The sequence below is a fragment of the Aliivibrio sifiae genome (assembly GCF_002954715.1).
Classification (GTDB): domain Bacteria; phylum Pseudomonadota; class Gammaproteobacteria; order Enterobacterales; family Vibrionaceae; genus Aliivibrio; species Aliivibrio sifiae.
Genome location: NZ_MSCP01000004.1, coordinates 24,449 through 41,779, shown reverse-complemented (window position 1 = coordinate 41,779; position 17,331 = coordinate 24,449). Strand labels below are relative to the sequence as shown.

Annotated in this window: 18 protein-coding genes; 16 read left to right on the top strand and 2 right to left on the bottom strand. The window is 39.6% G+C overall.

Translation table 11 applies throughout. From position 1 onward, the window contains the following. Window positions 1-102 precede the first annotated feature (102 nt). From gspC to nfuA, 15 genes are all read left to right on the top strand, one after another. A complete protein-coding gene (gene gspC, locus BTO23_RS20385) occupies window positions 103-1,011 on the top strand; it encodes a type II secretion system protein GspC (RefSeq protein WP_105064422.1) in 909 nt (302 codons plus the stop codon). 32 nt (window positions 1,012-1,043) lie between these two features. Next, window positions 1,044-3,077 (top strand): type II secretion system secretin GspD, encoded by a 2,034-nt coding sequence (gspD, locus tag BTO23_RS20380; RefSeq protein ID WP_060994011.1) that lies wholly within the window; start codon window positions 1,044-1,046, stop codon window positions 3,075-3,077. Then, on the top strand, window positions 3,077-4,576 hold the full coding sequence (gene gspE / locus BTO23_RS20375; protein ID WP_105064420.1) for a type II secretion system ATPase GspE: 1,500 nt from the start codon (window positions 3,077-3,079) through the stop codon (window positions 4,574-4,576). Before gspD ends, gspE begins: the two co-directional genes overlap by 1 nt. Beyond that, window positions 4,577-5,794, top strand: a complete 1,218-nt coding sequence (gspF, locus tag BTO23_RS20370; protein WP_060994009.1) for a type II secretion system inner membrane protein GspF — start codon at window positions 4,577-4,579, stop codon at window positions 5,792-5,794. A gap of 63 nt (window positions 5,795-5,857) precedes the next feature. After that, a complete protein-coding gene (gene gspG, locus BTO23_RS20365; protein WP_045103155.1) occupies window positions 5,858-6,310 on the top strand; it encodes a type II secretion system major pseudopilin GspG in 453 nt (150 codons plus the stop codon). Between the two features lie 32 nt (window positions 6,311-6,342). Continuing rightward, window positions 6,343-6,936, top strand: coding sequence for a type II secretion system minor pseudopilin GspH (gspH, locus tag BTO23_RS20360; RefSeq protein ID WP_061030522.1), 594 nt, complete (start codon window positions 6,343-6,345; stop codon window positions 6,934-6,936). After that, complete coding sequence (gene gspI, locus BTO23_RS20355; protein WP_060994007.1) at window positions 6,929-7,309, top strand: type II secretion system minor pseudopilin GspI; 381 nt, start codon at window positions 6,929-6,931, stop codon at window positions 7,307-7,309. The genes gspH and gspI overlap by 8 nt, the downstream gene beginning before the upstream one ends. After that, window positions 7,296-7,925, top strand: coding sequence for a type II secretion system minor pseudopilin GspJ (gene gspJ, locus BTO23_RS20350; RefSeq protein ID WP_105064419.1), 630 nt, complete (start codon window positions 7,296-7,298; stop codon window positions 7,923-7,925). Before gspI ends, gspJ begins: the two co-directional genes overlap by 14 nt. Window positions 7,926-7,963: 38 nt before the next feature. After that, window positions 7,964-8,992 carry a type II secretion system minor pseudopilin GspK gene (gene gspK / locus BTO23_RS20345; RefSeq protein WP_105064418.1) on the top strand — a complete coding sequence of 343 codons (1,029 nt, stop codon included), beginning with the start codon at window positions 7,964-7,966 and terminating at the stop codon, window positions 8,990-8,992. Beyond that, the gene (gspL, locus tag BTO23_RS20340; protein WP_105064417.1) at window positions 8,961-10,238 is read left to right on the top strand and encodes a type II secretion system protein GspL; all 1,278 of its coding nucleotides are present in this window, start codon (window positions 8,961-8,963) and stop codon (window positions 10,236-10,238) included. Before gspK ends, gspL begins: the two co-directional genes overlap by 32 nt. Beyond that, complete coding sequence (locus BTO23_RS20335) at window positions 10,238-10,729, top strand: type II secretion system protein M (protein ID WP_105064416.1); 492 nt, start codon at window positions 10,238-10,240, stop codon at window positions 10,727-10,729. The genes gspL and BTO23_RS20335 overlap by 1 nt, the downstream gene beginning before the upstream one ends. Then, entirely contained in the window at window positions 10,726-11,487 is a 762-nt protein-coding gene (locus BTO23_RS20330) for a type II secretion system protein N (RefSeq protein WP_105064415.1), read from the top strand. The genes BTO23_RS20335 and BTO23_RS20330 overlap by 4 nt, the downstream gene beginning before the upstream one ends. A gap of 9 nt (window positions 11,488-11,496) precedes the next feature. Next, entirely contained in the window at window positions 11,497-12,048 is a 552-nt protein-coding gene (nudE, locus tag BTO23_RS20325) for an ADP compounds hydrolase NudE (RefSeq protein ID WP_105064414.1), read from the top strand. A 5-nt stretch (window positions 12,049-12,053) separates the two neighbouring features. Next, window positions 12,054-12,869 (top strand): 3'(2'),5'-bisphosphate nucleotidase CysQ, encoded by an 816-nt coding sequence (gene cysQ, locus BTO23_RS20320; protein ID WP_061005463.1) that lies wholly within the window; start codon window positions 12,054-12,056, stop codon window positions 12,867-12,869. Window positions 12,870-12,987: 118 nt separating this feature from the next. Continuing rightward, window positions 12,988-13,572 carry a Fe-S biogenesis protein NfuA gene (gene nfuA, locus BTO23_RS20315; RefSeq protein ID WP_045103146.1) on the top strand — a complete coding sequence of 195 codons (585 nt, stop codon included), beginning with the start codon at window positions 12,988-12,990 and terminating at the stop codon, window positions 13,570-13,572. A gap of 79 nt (window positions 13,573-13,651) precedes the next feature. Here the strand turns inward: nfuA and recG are convergent, their stop codons facing one another. Together recG and BTO23_RS20305 are read right to left on the bottom strand one after the other, a co-directional pair. Next, window positions 13,652-15,733 carry an ATP-dependent DNA helicase RecG gene (recG, locus tag BTO23_RS20310; protein WP_060994000.1) on the bottom strand — a complete coding sequence of 694 codons (2,082 nt, stop codon included), beginning with the start codon at window positions 15,731-15,733 and terminating at the stop codon, window positions 13,652-13,654. A 16-nt stretch (window positions 15,734-15,749) separates the two neighbouring features. Then, window positions 15,750-16,082, bottom strand: a complete 333-nt coding sequence (locus BTO23_RS20305; RefSeq protein WP_060993999.1) for a DUF2500 domain-containing protein — start codon at window positions 16,080-16,082, stop codon at window positions 15,750-15,752. Between the two features lie 340 nt (window positions 16,083-16,422). Here BTO23_RS20305 and BTO23_RS20300 point away from each other — a divergent pair, with 340 nt between their 5' ends. Next, on the top strand, window positions 16,423-16,788 hold the full coding sequence (locus BTO23_RS20300) for a hypothetical protein (protein WP_060993998.1): 366 nt from the start codon (window positions 16,423-16,425) through the stop codon (window positions 16,786-16,788). Window positions 16,789-17,331: the final 543 nt, after the last annotated feature.

The following is a 17,331-nucleotide window of genomic DNA, read 5'->3' as shown; positions in this document are numbered from 1 at the left end:
ATCGGCATCATTTGCGGAAATTATGCTGTGTTATTTTATAATTCATAAACACATCAGATATTTAATTGCTCTGTGAGACAGAAAAGGAAGATCAGTACCTACATGATAGCTAATATGAAAATCGAAAAAATTTCTCAATATTGGTCAATATATCAATCTGCAATTTCAAAAGGCTTAACGGTTGTTTTGGTCGCTTGTTTTGCGTGGATCTGTGGTTCTCTTTTTTGGTCAATATTAGCGCCACAGACATCGGTTTCTCAATGGGCACCGAAAGCGGTCGCGATTAATGTTTCATCAAAGAAAAGTAATGATGATTCTTTATCTGGTTTATTAAACGGCCAAGTGTTTGGGCAGTTTAATGCTGAAAAACAAGTAGAGCAGCCAAAGGTTGTTGAAGTAAAAGACGCACCTAAAACTAAATTGAATCTGACTTTATCTGGCGTGGTAGCGAGTTCTAATCCAAAGTTGAGCTTGGCGGTTATAGCGAATCGAGGAAAACAAAATACGTACGGTATTGATGAAACCATCGATGGGACAAGAGCTACGGTAAAAGCCATTAGTGCTGATCGTATTATTATTTCAAATAATGGTCGTGATGAAACATTAATGCTTGAGGGGGTTGAGTACACCAAAATTTCGGTAGAACAAAATCGTACAGGAAGCTCAGGTACGGTGTTAGGGAATAATCGTCAGAATTCAGATCAAGATGAATTAGACATCATTCGTCAAGAGATGGCGAAAAATCCTCAATCAATTTTGAAATATATTCGCCTTTCTCAAGTGAGTAATAATGGGAAAATTGAAGGCTACCGAGTTAACCCAGGTAAAGACAGAAAATTATTTGATTCGGTGGGCCTGAAGCCGGGTGATATCGCAACAAGTTTAAATGGGATTGATTTAACAGATCCTGCTGCAATGAGTGCATTGTGGAAAAATATGTCAGAAATGACAGAGCTTAATTTAACCGTTCAACGTGACGGACAACTACATGACATCTTTATCGGTTTATAACTGGTAGATGGAAAAATGAATAAGGGTGTATTGTGAAAAAGTGGATGGGCAAGGGAGCCTTATTACTTGCGGGTAGCATGATGTGGACATCGGCTATCGCAAATGACTTTAGTGCCAGTTTTAAAGGAACAGATATTCAAGAGTTCATCAACATTGTTGGTCGAAATCTAGAAAAGACCATTATTGTTGATCCGTCGGTACGAGGAAAAGTAGATGTTCGTAGTTACGATCTTTTAAACGAAGAGCAATATTATCAGTTCTTCCTAAGTGTGTTAGAAGTGTATGGCTATGCGGTTGTTGAAATGGACAATGGCATTTTAAAAGTCATTAAAGATAAAGACGCAAAAACATCGGCGGTCCCTGTTCTTGGTGCAAAAGACAAAATAACCGGAGACGCGGTAATCACGCGTGTTATTGCGGTTCGCAATGTGTCGGTTCGTGAACTCTCTCCTTTGTTACGTCAACTTAATGATAATGCAGGCGCGGGTAATGTTGTTCATTATGACCCTGCCAATATCATCATGATTACTGGTCGTGCTGCGGTTGTTAATCGTCTGGCTGAAATTATTGAGCGTGTTGACCAAGCGGGTGATAAAGAAGTTGAAGTGGTTGATTTAAAAAATGCCTCAGCCGCTGAAATGGTAAGAATTGTTGATGCGTTAAATAAAACGACAGATGCCAAAAACACACCTGCGTTTTTACAACCTAAATTGGTTGCTGATGAGCGGACAAACTCGATCCTTATTTCGGGTGACCCTAAAGTACGTAATCGCCTTAAAAAGCTCATTAAGCAACTTGATGTTGAAATGGCAACAAAGGGTAATAACCAAGTTGTCTATTTACGTTACGCCAAAGCAGAAGATTTGGTTGATGTATTAAAAGGGGTTTCTGATAATTTAACCGCAGGTAAAGGTGGCTCCCAAAAAGGAAGTTCAAATAATCGTAGTGACGTAATGATCTCTGCTCATGCCGATACTAATGCCTTAGTGATTACTGCGCCGCCTGATGTAATGCGTGCGGTGAAGGATGTTATTGCGCAGCTAGATATTCGTCGTGCTCAAGTATTGATTGAAGCGTTAATCGTTGAGCTTGCTGAAGGCGATGGCATTAATCTTGGTGTTCAATGGGGTAACTTAGAAACTGGGGCGATGATCCAATACAGCAATACGGGTGCATCAATTGGTGCCACTATGGTTGGTTTAGAAGAAGCTAAAGACACAACCACCACAACCGCTGTTTATGATGAAAATAATAAGTTTTTACGTAATGAAACGACGACTGAAAAAGGCAGCTATGACGCATTAGCCTCTGCGCTTGGCGGCGTTCAAGGTGCGGCGGTTAGTGTCATGATGGGGGATTGGGCTGCGTTGATTACTGCAGTATCTACTGATTCAAACTCAAATATTTTGTCTTCTCCAAGTATTACGGTGATGGATAATGGCGAAGCCTCGTTCATTGTGGGTGAAGAAGTTCCGGTATTAACTGGTTCTACATCGGGTTCAAATAATGAAAACCCATTCCAAACCGTTGATCGTAAAGAAGTGGGTATCAAACTTAAAGTTGTTCCACAAATCAATGAAGGTGATTCTGTTCGTTTAGATATCGAACAAGAAGTATCGAACGTATTGGGCGCTAATGGTGCAGTGGATGTACGTTTTGCTAAACGTCAGCTAAATACCTCAGTAATGGTACAAGATGGCCAAATGCTGGTGCTAGGTGGTTTGATTGATGAGAGAGCATTAGAAAGTGAATCAAAAGTGCCTTTCTTGGGTGATATTCCTATTTTGGGTTATTTATTTAAATCAACCAGTACTCAGGTAGAGAAGAAGAACCTAATGGTATTTATCAAGCCAACCATCATTCGCGATGGTATGACTGCTGATGGCATTACTCAACGTAAATATAACTATATTCGTGCAGAGCAATTGTATAACGCAGAGAAAGGCTTGAAGTTAATGGATGATGCCAATATTCCAATCTTGCCTAAGTTTGGTTCTGATGTGCAACACCCAGCAGAGATCCAAGCTTTCTTTGATCAGCTTGATGATGAGAATAAGGATAAATAATGGCGGATATGCTATTTCCTGATCCTACTGCCGTTTTACGTTTGCCTTTTTCATTTGCAAAAAGGCATTCCGTTGTTATTGAAGCAAGTTCTGAAGGGTGGGTTCTGTATTATGCAGTAACCCCTTCGCCAATCGTATTGTGTGAGATCCGCCGAGTATGCAAAGCGAGTTTTTCATTAATTCAATTAACTAAGGATGAATTTGATACCAAAGTAACGCAAGTTTATCAACGTAACTCATCAGAAGCGCAGCAATTGATGGAAGACATTGGGGCTGATAATGGTGATTTCTTCTCATTAGCTGAAGAGTTACCAGACAATGACGATTTATTAGAATCAGAAGATGATGCGCCAATCATTAAATTGATCAATGCCATGTTAGGTGAAGCGATCAAAGAAGGGGCATCAGACATTCATATTGAAACGTTTGAAAAAGTCTTGTCGATCCGCTTCCGAGTTGATGGTGTGTTACGTGATGTTCTTAGCCCAAGCCGTAAATTAGCGCCATTATTAGTATCGCGTGTAAAAGTAATGGCGAAATTAGATATTGCCGAAAAACGTGTTCCTCAAGATGGCCGTATTTCATTACGTATTGGCGGGCGGGCGGTCGATGTTCGTGTATCAACCATGCCTTCTTCTCATGGTGAACGTGTAGTAATGCGTTTATTAGATAAGAACGCAACACGTCTAGATTTGAACAGTTTAGGAATGGAAGAGACAAACCATCAAAACTTCCAACATATTATTAAACGACCTCACGGTATTATTTTGGTTACTGGTCCTACGGGATCAGGTAAATCAACAACCTTGTATGCAGGATTAGGAGAATTAGACAGTACTCAATCTAATATCTTAACGGTAGAAGACCCAATCGAATTTGATATCGATGGTATTGGACAAACTCAAGTCAATCCAAAAGTAGACATGACGTTTGCTCGTGGATTACGTGCCATTCTTCGTCAAGATCCAGATGTGGTGATGATAGGTGAAATTCGAGATTTAGAGACCGCCGAAATTGCCGTTCAAGCTTCATTAACCGGTCACTTAGTTATGTCGACACTTCACACCAACACCGCTGTTGGTGCGATAACTCGCCTTCGTGATATGGGAATCGAGCCTTTCTTAATTTCTTCATCTTTATTGGGTGTTCTTGCTCAACGTTTGGTTCGCACGTTATGTAAGGAATGTAAAACGTCTTATCAAGCTGATGACGAACAGAAAAAGCTCTTTTCTTTATTACCATCAGATGATCTAGTGCTATATAAGCCTGCGGGTTGTGAGCACTGTAATGGTAAAGGCTACCGTGGCCGTACCGGTATTCATGAATTATTGGTGGTGAGTGAAAAAGTACAAGAATTGATCCATAAAGAAGCGGGCGAACAAGAGATTGAAAAAGAAGTTCGTAAGAATACTCGTGGTATTCAGCAAGATGGGCTATTAAAAGTTCAACAAGGCATTACTACGCTAGAAGAGGTGATGCGAGTCACTCGGGAAGGGTAAATGGCAGCATTTGAATACAAAGCCCTCGAAAAAAATGGCAAACAGAAAAAAGGCGTAATGGAAGGTGATAACGGTCGCCAAGTTCGTCAACGTTTAAAAGAACAAGGCCTTATTCCTGTTGAGGTTATTGAAACTAAATCAAAGCAGCAGAAAAGTGCATCTCAAGGATTAAGTTTTAAACGTGGTATTAGCGTTAATGATTTATCGTTAATTACACGCCAACTTGCGACTTTAGTTCAAGCGGGTATGCCACTCGAAGAGTGTCTAAAAGCCGTCGCAGAACAAGGCGAAAAAGCACACATTCGTAGCATGATGATGGGCGTTCGATCAAAAGTGATTGAAGGGTATCCATTAGCCGAAAGTTTTGGTGAATATCCTCATGTGTTTGATGATTTGTTTTGCTCAATGGTCGCAGCGGGTGAAAAGTCTGGTCATTTGGATACGGTATTAAATCGCTTAGCGGATTATGCGGAGAATCGTCAGAAGATGCGCAGTAAATTACAGCAAGCGATGATTTATCCAATTATGCTGACTTTGATTGCGATAGCGGTTATCTCCTTTTTGCTTGCTACTGTGGTACCGAAAATTGTCGATCAGTTTGTGCAAATGGGGCAAGGGCTACCTACTGTGACTGAAATATTACTGGCTGCCAGTAATTTTGTTGTTCACTGGGGACTGTTGGTTGTTGTTGCTGTTGTGCTGGTGATTGTTGGGGTGAAGTGGTTACTCACTAAGCCACATTTACGCTTAGCGTGGGATAAGAAGATTTTACGACTTCCTGTTATTGGTAAGGTGGTTCGTGGTTTAAATACCTCTCGTTTTGCTCGAACATTATCTATCTGTACTTCAAGTGCGATCCCATTACTGGATGGCATGAAAGTCGCCGCAGACGTAATGAGTAATAAATATTTTAAGCAACAAGTATTAGAAGCTGCCGATAATGTTCGGGAAGGGGCAAGCTTACGCATCTCTCTTGAGCAAACCAAATTGTTTCCACCAATGATGCTGCATATGATTGCCAGTGGTGAGCAAAGTGGTGAATTAGAACAAATGCTAACGCGTTCGGCAGATAATCAAGATCGTGATTTTGAATCATTAGTGAATATGGCATTAGGTATTTTTGAACCTTTGCTTATTGTCTTCATGGCAGGGATTGTACTCTTCATTGTTGTTGCGACCTTGATGCCAATTATCGAATTAAACAATTTGGTTGGGTAGCATTCACTGCTATCTATTTTTCTTTTTATTTATATATGAATTTTTAACGTTAGGAGTTATTCCATGCAAGTCAATTCAGCTCAACGTAAACAAGGCGGCTTTACTCTTTTAGAAGTCATGGTTGTTATCGTTATTCTTGGTGTGTTAGCGAGCTTAGTTGTTCCAAACTTACTGGGTAACAAAGAGAAGGCCGATCAACAAAAAGCGATCACTGATATCGTGGCACTAGAAAACTCATTAGATATGTACAAGCTAGATAACAGCGTGTACCCATCAACAGATCAAGGGTTAGAAGCGTTAGTATCTAAACCATCAGCAACACCGGAGCCTCGTAATTACCGTGCTGACGGCTACATTCGTCGTCTACCCAATGATCCATGGGGCAATGAATACCAGTACTTAAGCCCAGGCGATAATGGCACAATTGATATCTTCTCTCTAGGGGCTGATGGTCAAGAAGGCGGAGAAGGTGCAAATGCAGATATTGGCAACTGGAACATGCAAGACTTTCAATAAGTCATAAGCTTTATAGTTAGATAAGAGCAATGATGAAAATAAAACGTGAGGTTGGGTTTACCCTAATCGAAATTATGTTGGTATTGGTGCTGCTGTCGGTAAGTTCGATGGCGGTTATCATGAGTTTACCTGAAAGTAGTGAAGACCAACTTGAAGAGCAAGCCTCACGTTTTTATCAATTAGTGCAACTTCTTAATGAAGATGCTTTACTCAACGGGATGGATTACGGCATCTATTTTAATCAAGAGCGACAAGAATATCGCTTTATGACCCTAACAGTAGATGGCTGGCAGCCTCTTGAGAAAAGCCGCTTTTTTACCGAAGTGAAGATGGAAGACGATACTCGATTTGAAATGGAACTTGGAGGCTCTGCATGGGCTGATGATGATCGTTTATTTGAACCGGGTTCTTTGTTTGATGAAGAAATGTTCGCGGATGTTGAAGAAAAGAAAAAACCGAAACCTCCTCAAGTGATGGTGTTATCAAGTGGAGAAATGACCTCATTTATTGTTCGTTTTTTACCGAGTAATGAGCGCGGTAATTTAGATGATAAAACATGGACAATTAACGTAGATGAATCGGGATTGGTCACCTTAATTAAGCCTGGAGAAGAGATTGATGAGTAACTTTTCATCAAATCGTCGAGTATTAAATAAAGGCATGACTCTTCTTGAGGTTTTAGTTGCTCTAGCTATCTTTGCTACGGCGGCATTGAGTGTACTTCGTTCTGTGACTCAACATATTAATACGTTAAGTTATTTAGAAGAAAAAACATTCGCCTCTATGGTGGTTGATAATCAAATGGCATTAATGATGCTAGATAAACCGCCAACCTCGGTAAAAAAAGGGGAAACAGAATTGGCAGGTCAAACATGGTATTGGACTATTGCCCCAGTAAAGACGACCTCTGATATTTTAAAGTCGGTCGATGTGTCTGTTGCAACAACCAAAGATCAAAAATCATCATTATTAACGGTAAGAACCTATGTTGCGCCGTAATTCAACGTGTAAAAAGTCGCGCGGTTTTACCCTTATTGAAGTGATGGTAGCAATCTCTGTGTTTGCCACGTTAAGCTTTTCAGCCTACCAAGTGGTAAATCAAGTTCAGCGTAGTAATGAACAATCATTGGAAAAAAGCAATCGAATTAAAGCCTTACAACGAAGCTTGGTTTTTTTAGATAATGATTTTCGACAAATAGTTGCTCGCCAATTCAGAATTAATGGGGAAAAGGCCGACGGGAAATTACTTTTGGCCGGTGAGTATTTATTGGATTCAGAATCTCAAGGCATTTTATTTGTGCGTTTAGGGTGGAAAAACCCTCAACAGGCTTTCCCTCGTGGTGAAATTACTAAGGTGGGTTATCGAGTTGTTGAGAATAAACTTGAACGACTATGGTGGCGCTACCCTGATACTCCGGTAGGTCAGAAACCAGTAGTAACGCCATTAATTGATGGCATTGATGAACTGAAATTTGAATTTTATGATGGCAAGAAATGGCAGAAGAAATGGGAAATAAAAGATCAATTACCAAAAGCCATTAAAGTGATTGTGACATTTAAAGATTATGGAGACGTCGAACGAATTTATCTTACCTCTGGCTATAAACTGGATTAAAGTGGTCAGAATTATGATGACACTAAGAGTGGTGGGTAATGACAATACACACTAAAACGCAGAGAAAACAGAAAGGCGTCGCATTAATCGTCGTCTTATTATTGTTGGCTATTATGGTGACAATTGCGGCTCAAATGTCAGAGCGTTTATTTATTCAGTTTCACCGTGCTGAAAACCAAATAAATCATCAGCAAGCTTATTGGTACTCTATTGGTGTTGAAGCGTTAGCAAAAGCTGGAATAGAAGAGGCATACAAAGATGGCGACACCATCAATCTTAGTCAAATGTGGGCAACAGAAGAAACCGCTTATCCGCTTGATTATGGTGAAGCGCTAGGTAGCGTGAGGGATAAGCAAGCTTGTTTCAATTTAAACGCCCTAAGTAATATAGAGCCCCAAACCGATCCTTCTCAGCGTCCATTTTTAGTCAAAGTTTGGATTAATTTATTAGAGTCGGTTGAGGTTGAAAATTATTTAGCGGAAGTGATTGCTGATTCTAGTTGGGAATTCATGGATGAAGACGATGTTGTCCGTTCCGCAACAGGAGTTGAAGACAGCACTTATCAATCATTTAAACCTGCGTATTTAGCGCCAAATGGTTGGATTGGAGACATTAGTGAACTACGAGCCATTAATGGGGTGACAGCAGAGGTGTTTAATGCCGTGTCTCCTTTTGTATGTGCAATACCAAGTGCGAATTGGTATTTGAATGTAAACACAATACAACCAGAACAAGCAAAAATATTGGTGGCGTTATTCTCACCGAGTTTAAGTGATAGTGATGCGCAAGAAGTCTTAGAAAATCGTCCTTTTGATGGATGGGCAAGCGTTGATGACTTTTTAGCAGAATCTGCGATCAGCCAAGTTGATGAAAAAACAAAGAAAGAAGCAAAAGCCTATTTATCAGTAGATAGTCAGTTTTTTGAGTTAGATGCTCAAGTATTAGTAGAAGATTCGCGCGTACGTGTGCGTTCTTTATTGCATAGCAGTGATAAAAAAGTGGTGAACGTTATCCGTCGCCAATATGGAGGAATGAATGAGCGAACATCTGATAATAAGGCTGAATAGTCAGTCATCAGATCCCATTCAATGGATAGTCTGGTCACCAGAAAATAAAGAAGTGATTGTATCAGGAGAGTTAAGTTCTTCTGAAACCATAGAGTCATTAACTCAATACAGTGTTCAACGCAGTGTGTCGGTGTTGTTACCAAGTAGCGATATTTTATTACGTGAAGTCTCTATTCCAGAAGGAGCAGCTCGACAGTTTCCTTCTATGCTGCCTTTTATTATTGAAGATGACTTAGCACAAGATGTAGATGACTTACATATTGTGATTTTGAAAAAAGATAGCAAGACAGCGCAGGTTGCGGTTGTTGAACATCAAAAAATGGAAAGATGGGTAGCTCTACTAACGGATGCTGGAATTCAGACTAAACGATTCATTCCTGATGTTTTGTCATTACCTTCTCATCAAGATGGCGTAGCGATGGTTGAGCTGAATCAACAATGGTTATTACGTTATGGTGAATATCAAGGTGCTATTGCTGAACCTGAGTGGCTACCAATGCTATTAGATGGTTTGGTTAAACATGCAGTTCAAACCGCTGATGGTATTGTTGTTCAAGAAGAGAAAGAAGAACAAGAAGAAAGTGATGAAGTTGATGATGCACCATGTTATGCACTTCATAGTTACTCACCTTGTTCGGTTGAAATTGAAAATACAAAGCATGTTCAAGAGACGCCAGAGTTGATTATGCAACTGCTTGCAAAAGGCGCTTTAACATCGAGAGTAAATCTACTTAGCGGTAAATATCGTCCTCAATCGTCATGGCGAAAGCACTGGCGAATTTGGCAAAAAGTAATTTTAGCGTTTGGCTTGGTTATGGTGGCCTTTGTTGCTCAACACGTTTCAGAAGTACAAAAATTGGAGCAACATAGTCTTGCACTACGTGCTGAAAGCGAACGTATTTTTAGGGATGTGTTCCCAGGGAAACGTAAGATCCCAACCATGAGCTATTTGAAATCTCAAATGAAAAATGAAGAATCACGTTTGCAAGGGGGTTCTGGTGGAGATGATTTATTAGCGTGGATGTCGGAGTTGACGCCATATTTAATAAAAGTACCTCAAGTGAAGTTACAGAGTTTAAAGTTTGATGGAAAACGTGATGAATTACGACTACAAGCAAGCGCATCAGATTTCCCATATTTTGAGCAATTAACGTCAGAGTTAAATACCAAGTTTGACGTTGAACAAGGTCAATTAAATAAAAATCAAGGCCAAGTGTTTGGTGCGATTATTATTAGGAGAAAATAATGAAAGCCTTAATGACCTGGTGGCAAAGTATCTCACCACGTGAACGAGTTTTGGTTGGTGGTGGCAGTATAGCGTTAGTGATTGCTGCATTATATTGGGGTGGAATTAAGCCGTTAAATGATCGTGCTGAAATTGCTCAAAACCGAATTAATAGTGAGAGAAGCTTATTAACGTGGGTACAAAAGAAAGCCGATACGATTGTGACATTAAGAGGAGGGGCGTCATCAAGCTCTCCAACTGCAATTCACCCAATGAATCAGGTTATACCAAGTAGTACTCGTCAATTTAAGATTGAATTGATCCGTATGCAACCTCGTGGTGAGCAAATGCAAGTATGGGTTAAACCACTTCCGTTTAATACTTTGGTTAATTGGTTAGCGTATTTGCGAGATTCTCAAGGTATCAATGTTCAGTTTTTAGATTTAAATAAAACCGATACTGAAGGTGTGGTGGAAGTAAACCGTCTGCAATTAAGTCGAGAGGCATCATGAAATTTAAATTATTGATCGCGACGGTATTCTCAACGTTTTTTACTTTTAGTGCCTTATTACACATTCCTATCCAATGGGTAGTGGAGCAAGCTCCAAAAGTAAGAGGTCTATCGTTAACGGGATTATCAGGAACACCGTGGAAAGGACAGGTGGATTCTCTTTCTTGGCAAAGAGTTAATTATGGTCAAGTTCAGTGGCAGATTGATCCATTTGCTATTCTAAAAGGACATGCTGTATTTTCTGTGCGCTTTGGGCGCGGTAGTGAACTAGAATTACGTGGTAAAGGCGTTGTTGGCTACAGTGTTTCAATGGGAGCTTATGCTGAGAACATGGTAGTTTCTTTTCCTGTCTCTAATGTAATGAATCGATTACCAATGGCATTGCCTGTTTCTTTACAGGGCCAAGCAGAGATCAGTATTAAGTTTTTCCAACAAGGCAAACCATGGTGTAAGCAGGCAAGTGGAGAAGTGGTTTGGTCTGGCGGGAAAATTATCTCTCCACTGGGTAATATTGACCCTAAAACGGCAATAGCAGAGGTGACTTGTGTAGATAACAAAGTCACCTTGATCAGTAAGCAATCATCAGAAGATGTAGCAAGTCAGTTTAATGTGGTATTGAATTCAAATCGCTCTTATCAAGTGAATGGATGGTTCAAACCTGAGGAGAGCTTCCCTTCAAGCTTAAGAAGTCAGCTTAAATGGCTAGGCAATCCGGATTCAAAAGTGCAATATAAAGTAACTTATTCAGGACGTCTGTAAGGAAATACAATGGCTAAAAAACAATTGCCGACAATTTTAGATAAACGCGTTGAAGCACAGTCAAAGTTGTTTTGTATTGAATCGGTAGATTTACGCTTTTCTAATGGGGTTGAACGTACCTACGAAAGAATGAAGCCGAGTGGACGTCACGCCGTGATGATGGTTCCTGTGACCGAGCAAGGTGACCTGTTATTAGTTCGAGAATATGCAGTGGGCACAGAAAGCTACGAGTTAGGTTTTCCTAAAGGATTAATTGATCCAGGTGAAACGCCTTTAGAAGCCGCAAATCGAGAATTGAAAGAAGAAATAGGCTTTGGTGCTGAAACATTAACACCACTAAAAGAGTTGGTGTTAGCACCGTCATATTTCTCAAGTAAGATGACGTTATTTGTCGCTCAAGATTTATATCCTGAACAGCTTGAGGGTGATGAACCTGAGCCGTTAGATATTGTTCGTTGGCCTTTAACACAAGCGTCAGAGTTATTGCATCATCTTGATTTTTCAGAAGCGAGAAGCATTAGTGCGCTATTGCTTGCTCAACAATTTTTAGTAAAGGAGTGATATTGATGGATTCTACACTTTCTCACCTGCTTCCTGAGGTGATCAATATTGCACGAGCGTCAGGTCAGTTGATTCTTGATATTTATGAGAAAGGCGATTTTGAAGAGTTTACTAAATCGGATGATACGCCAGTTACTAGTGCAGACTTAGCTGCTCATAAATTAATAATGGAAAAATTGTCTCAACTAACTCCTGATATTCCTATCTTGTCAGAAGAAGATGCTGATATTGCGTTAGAGCAGCGAGAAAAATGGGATCGTTATTGGTTGGTTGATCCGTTAGATGGTACACAAGAATTTATCGCTCGCAGTGGTGATTTTGCAACAATAATTGCTCTGGTTGAAAATAACCGCCCAGTTATGGGAGTGGTTTACGGTCCTGTTTCTGGTGTGACGTATTATGCTTATGAAGGCAAAGGCGCATGGAAGATTCCAGATATGGATGAAAGTATTCGTATTAGCACCTTAAAGCATGAAGAAAAACAACCAATCGCAATTGCGATTAGTCGTCGCCAAGACATAAACAATATTACGCGTTGTATGAGTCCTGAATGGAATTATGATTTAGTGCCTTTAGGTTCAGCGGCATTAAAAGCGTGTCTTGTAGCTGAAGGCGCAGTAGATTGCTATTTACGTTTAGGCCCTACGGGGGAATGGGATACCGCGGCAACGCAATGTATAGTGCAAGAAGCGGGTGGTCGTATATTATCTACAGAACTTGAACCGCTTTCCTACAATGAAAGGGAATCATTAGAGAATCCGAACTTTATTGTGTTAGGTGATGAAAATTTGCCGTGGAATAAAATCTTAACATGTAGATGATTTGATCAAATCTTGATAAATAGATTATTAAGATTGCTATAATTTGAGGGAGCTACTCGAAAATAATCCTTTTTCAGAGTACAATCCTTAATCATACTAATTTAGTCGGGTATTACTTGTGTCTTCAATCAATATTACTGAAAGTGCCCAAGAGCATTTTGCAAAACTTCTAGCGCAACAGCCAGAAGGGACAAACATCCGTGTATTCGTGGTTAATCCAGGTACGCAAAACGCAGAGTGTGGCGTTTCTTATTGCCCACCAGAAGCAATCGAAGCAAATGACACTGAACTGAAATTTGAAAAATTATCAGCATATGTTGATGAGTTAAGCCTACCTTTCCTTGAAGATGCTGACATCGATTACGTTACTGACAAAATGGGTTCTCAATTAACATTGAAAGCACCAAACGCAAAAATGCGTAAAGTAAATGATGATGCACCTTTGTTTGAGCGTGTTGAATACGCAATTCAAACTCAAGTTAACCCACAACTTGCTGGTCACGGTGGTCACGTTAGCTTGATGGAAATCACTGAAGCTGGCATTGCGATTGTTCAGTTTGGTGGTGGTTGTAATGGTTGTTCTATGGTAGATGTGACTTTAAAAGAAGGCATTGAAAAAGAACTACTTGTTCAATTTGAAGGCGAACTAACAGCGGTTAAAGACTTAACTGAGCATGACCGTGGTGAGCATTCTTACTACTAAGAGTGGTACCAATTAATGTATTAAAAAAAGGTGAGTAGCTACTCACCTTTTTTGTATCTGCTGTTTAGGTAATTCTCTTTTACGCATTGGAGTAAATATCTCGTTCCCCTAACCAACGTAAAATAATGGCTTTAGCATTACTAGGGTAATTATCGTGTAAGTGACGAGCAATACGTTGCACTTCTGGAATTAAATGTTGGTCTCGTACTAAATCTGCAATTTTAAAATCAGCTAATCCAGTTTGTTTTGTTCCTAATAGCTCTCCTGGCCCTCGAATCTCTAAATCTCGTTGAGCAATCACAAAACCATCATTACTTTCTCGCAGTACACTTAAACGCTTTTGTGCTGTCTTTGATAGCGGTGAATGATAAAGAAGAACACAGTGACTAGCGACAGAGCCTCGGCCCACTCGACCACGTAATTGGTGTAATTGTGCTAAACCTAAACGTTCAGGATTCTCTATGATCATTAAACTAGAATTTGGTACGTCAACGCCCACTTCAATAACCGTAGTGGCTACTAACAAATGAAGCCTTCCTTCTTTAAACTCTTGCATGATTTGTTGTTTTTCTTTTGATTTCATTCGGCCATGAACTAAACCAATATTCAGTTCAGGCAGTTGTAAGCGTAATGCGTCAGCAGTATCTGAAGCCGCTTGTGCCTCAAGAACCTCTGAATCATCGATTAGAGTACAAACCCAGTATGCTTGTCGTCCATCATTCACACAGGCATTTCTGACTTTATTGACGATTTCATCACGTCTTGTGTCAGGCAGTGCGATAGTTTGAATTGGTGTTCGCCCAGGAGGAAGCTCATCAATTACGGAGGTTTCTAGATCCGCATACGCCGTCATTGCTAACGTTCTCGGAATAGGGGTTGCTGTCATGATTAATTGATGTGGGTAAGCACCATCTTTCTCACCTTTCTCTCGTAGCTCTAAGCGTTGATCAACCCCAAAGCGATGTTGTTCATCAATAATCACTAAAGCAAGGTGATGAAACTCAACGTGTTGTTGAAAAAGTGCGTGAGTACCCACTATCATTTTTGCTTCGCCACTGGCAATGCGATCTAATTCTTTTTCTTTTGCTTTGCCTGTTAGCTTTCCTGCTAACCAGCCCACTGGAATACCCATGCTTTCAAACCAATTACCAAAATTGACTGCGTGTTGCTCTGCTAATAATTCGGTTGGTGCCATTAAGACTACTTGGTAACCATGTTCGAGTGCTTGTACGGCAGCTAAAGCAGCAACTAAGGTTTTACCCGAACCAACGTCACCTTGAACTAAACGCATCATAGGGTGTGGTTTTGCTAAGTCTTGCTCTATCTCGGCCACAACACGTTGTTGAGCCCCAGTTGGCGTAAAAGGCAATTGAGCTAATAGTTTATGTTTTAAGTCCGTTACTGTTGCCAGTGGTAAGGCGCTTTCTTGTTGGCCTTTACTACGAACTGAAAGCATTGAAAGATTCTGAGCCAGTAACTCTTCCATAATTAAACGTTGTTGTGCAGGGTGTTTCCCTTCATCAAATGCATCAAGATTAATTGAAGGGTCAGGACGATGAATAATATGCAGAGCTTGATTTAGTGTAATTTGGTTATTATATAAGCCTTGAGGTAATAGCTCGGTAACGGCGGCTTTGTCGAGTAATTCTAATGCTTGGTCGGTCAAACTACGCAGAGTGTTTTGACGCAGACCATCAGTTGTTGGATAGACCGGTGTTAATGCGGCTTCTATATCTAAAGATTTAGACGGGGTATGGAATTGATATTCTGGATGAACAATCTCTAAGCCACTTCCGCCACGTTTAATTTCACCATAGGCATGAACGACTTTACCCTCGTTAAAACTGTTTTTCATTCCAGCGTTAAAATTAAAAAACCGTAAGGTGATAGTTCCGTTGCCGTCACTGATTTTGACTAACAGCATTTTTCGTTTGCCAAATTGCATATCACAAGACATTACCTTGCCTTGAACAGCAGCAAATAAACCAGAATGAACTCGTGCCATTGGGTAAACGCGAGTTCTGTCTTCATAACGAAGAGGAAGATGAAACAATAAGTCTTGAATAGTGACCAACCCAATTTTTTCGAGCTTTTCTGCTACTTTGGCTCCAACACCAGAAAGAGAGGTTAATGGAATAGCAGAAAGCATTGCGTTGGTCATAGTTAATTTCCTAGAGTTAATCTCGCTTTAAAGCAAAGTGATGAAATTTTCGCCCTTGATAGGTCATTATACCTTTATCTCCAGGATTTAGAGCATGAAAATAATGAACGCCGATTTCAAATTCTCTTTTTGGGCCGAATTTTCCTTTTTGTACGTATATCCAAAACTCTTGGTCTTCTTCTCCGGGCTGTGTATCAGGAATTTCTATTATTTGCTTATCTAGAATCGTTACTTCTGCCTTCATCTCAGGGGCGTTATCACCCAAAATAAATTTAGTTTGAAAGCGCTGAAATAATATCGCAGCAACCAAAATAAATACGAGCAAAAGAATAATGTAAGTAACTGGCATGATTTTCCTTAAACTTGCGAGTATGTGCGTATGAATTGAGAACGAAGGATAAGGTTAAAAAGTTCTCATTTTTTATTGCCCATCATTCTAACTTTTCTTTATCGATAGATAAGGAGTATTTGTTCAGTTTGTGCGGGTTTTCAGATTATTTTATCGATATTGTTTTGTGATAAAAAAAATCAAGTGTGAACTGGGATCTGGCTCGAATACTGTTCATTCATTATCTCCTATTCTTTTATCTAGAAACTTAAAGCAATCTCAAGGATCAGTAAGAGAAATAGATGCGAGAGTGGTATAAAGTAGAAAAGAGACATTCAAAGAAAAAGACTAGGAGAGTGATATGTCTGATATTGATCTTGTTGTAAAGCAAAGTCGAAAAATTGAATCTTTATTAAAGACACATTATCACGCTGAAGGAAAAGGACTTCATCAACTTATCACTAGTTGTGAAGAGCGTTTACCGCATGGAGTGATTGGAAAGTTACGCTTTATTGCAACTATGAGAAATAAGGTAGTGCATGAGGAAGGGTATCGGTTGGAAGATAAATCGGGTTTCAAAGCGACATGTAATGAAATGATTGATATCTTAACGCCAAGAGCAAGCCGTTTTTTGTGGAAGTTGGTTGGAGGGATTGTTTTGATTTCAACCTTGATGTCTGTCGCTATCTATCTGATTCATTGGGATAATATTGTTAATTTATTTTAGCATTTAATTTTTACCAAAAAAAAAAACGGACGCAAATGCGTCCGTTTTTTTATAGAAACTTATTTGAATGTATATTAGTACATCATTGGCAGAGTCATTAGTCCAACAACTACTGCGATCATCATAAGTCCTTGTTTTTGCGATGAAGTAATCATTACTATGCTCCTTTAATGTCTTCAATCATTGCTTGGTAAATAGAATAACATCGTTTTTGGTTGTTGATCAAGTGTACAATGCTCAAAAGCTTAAAAAAATAACTTTTCTATGACAAAAGTAGCACTATGATTGTTGGTTAAGGTGTGTTTTTGTCTGTTGTTATTGTGGTTTATTCTGTGTTTTTTGTGTTAAATGAATTTAAGTCGCTGATTTTAATGTATTTATATGCCTTTTTTATGGTTTAATAATTAAGCACATAGTTTGCTTGTTATTTTGCGCTTTAACTTGGCTGTGGCCTTCGACTTCTGTTTTTATGTTTTTTACAAACGGTATATTCGTCCCTTCGTTACTATGAATTATGTTATTAACTCGTATAAGGCTATTTTT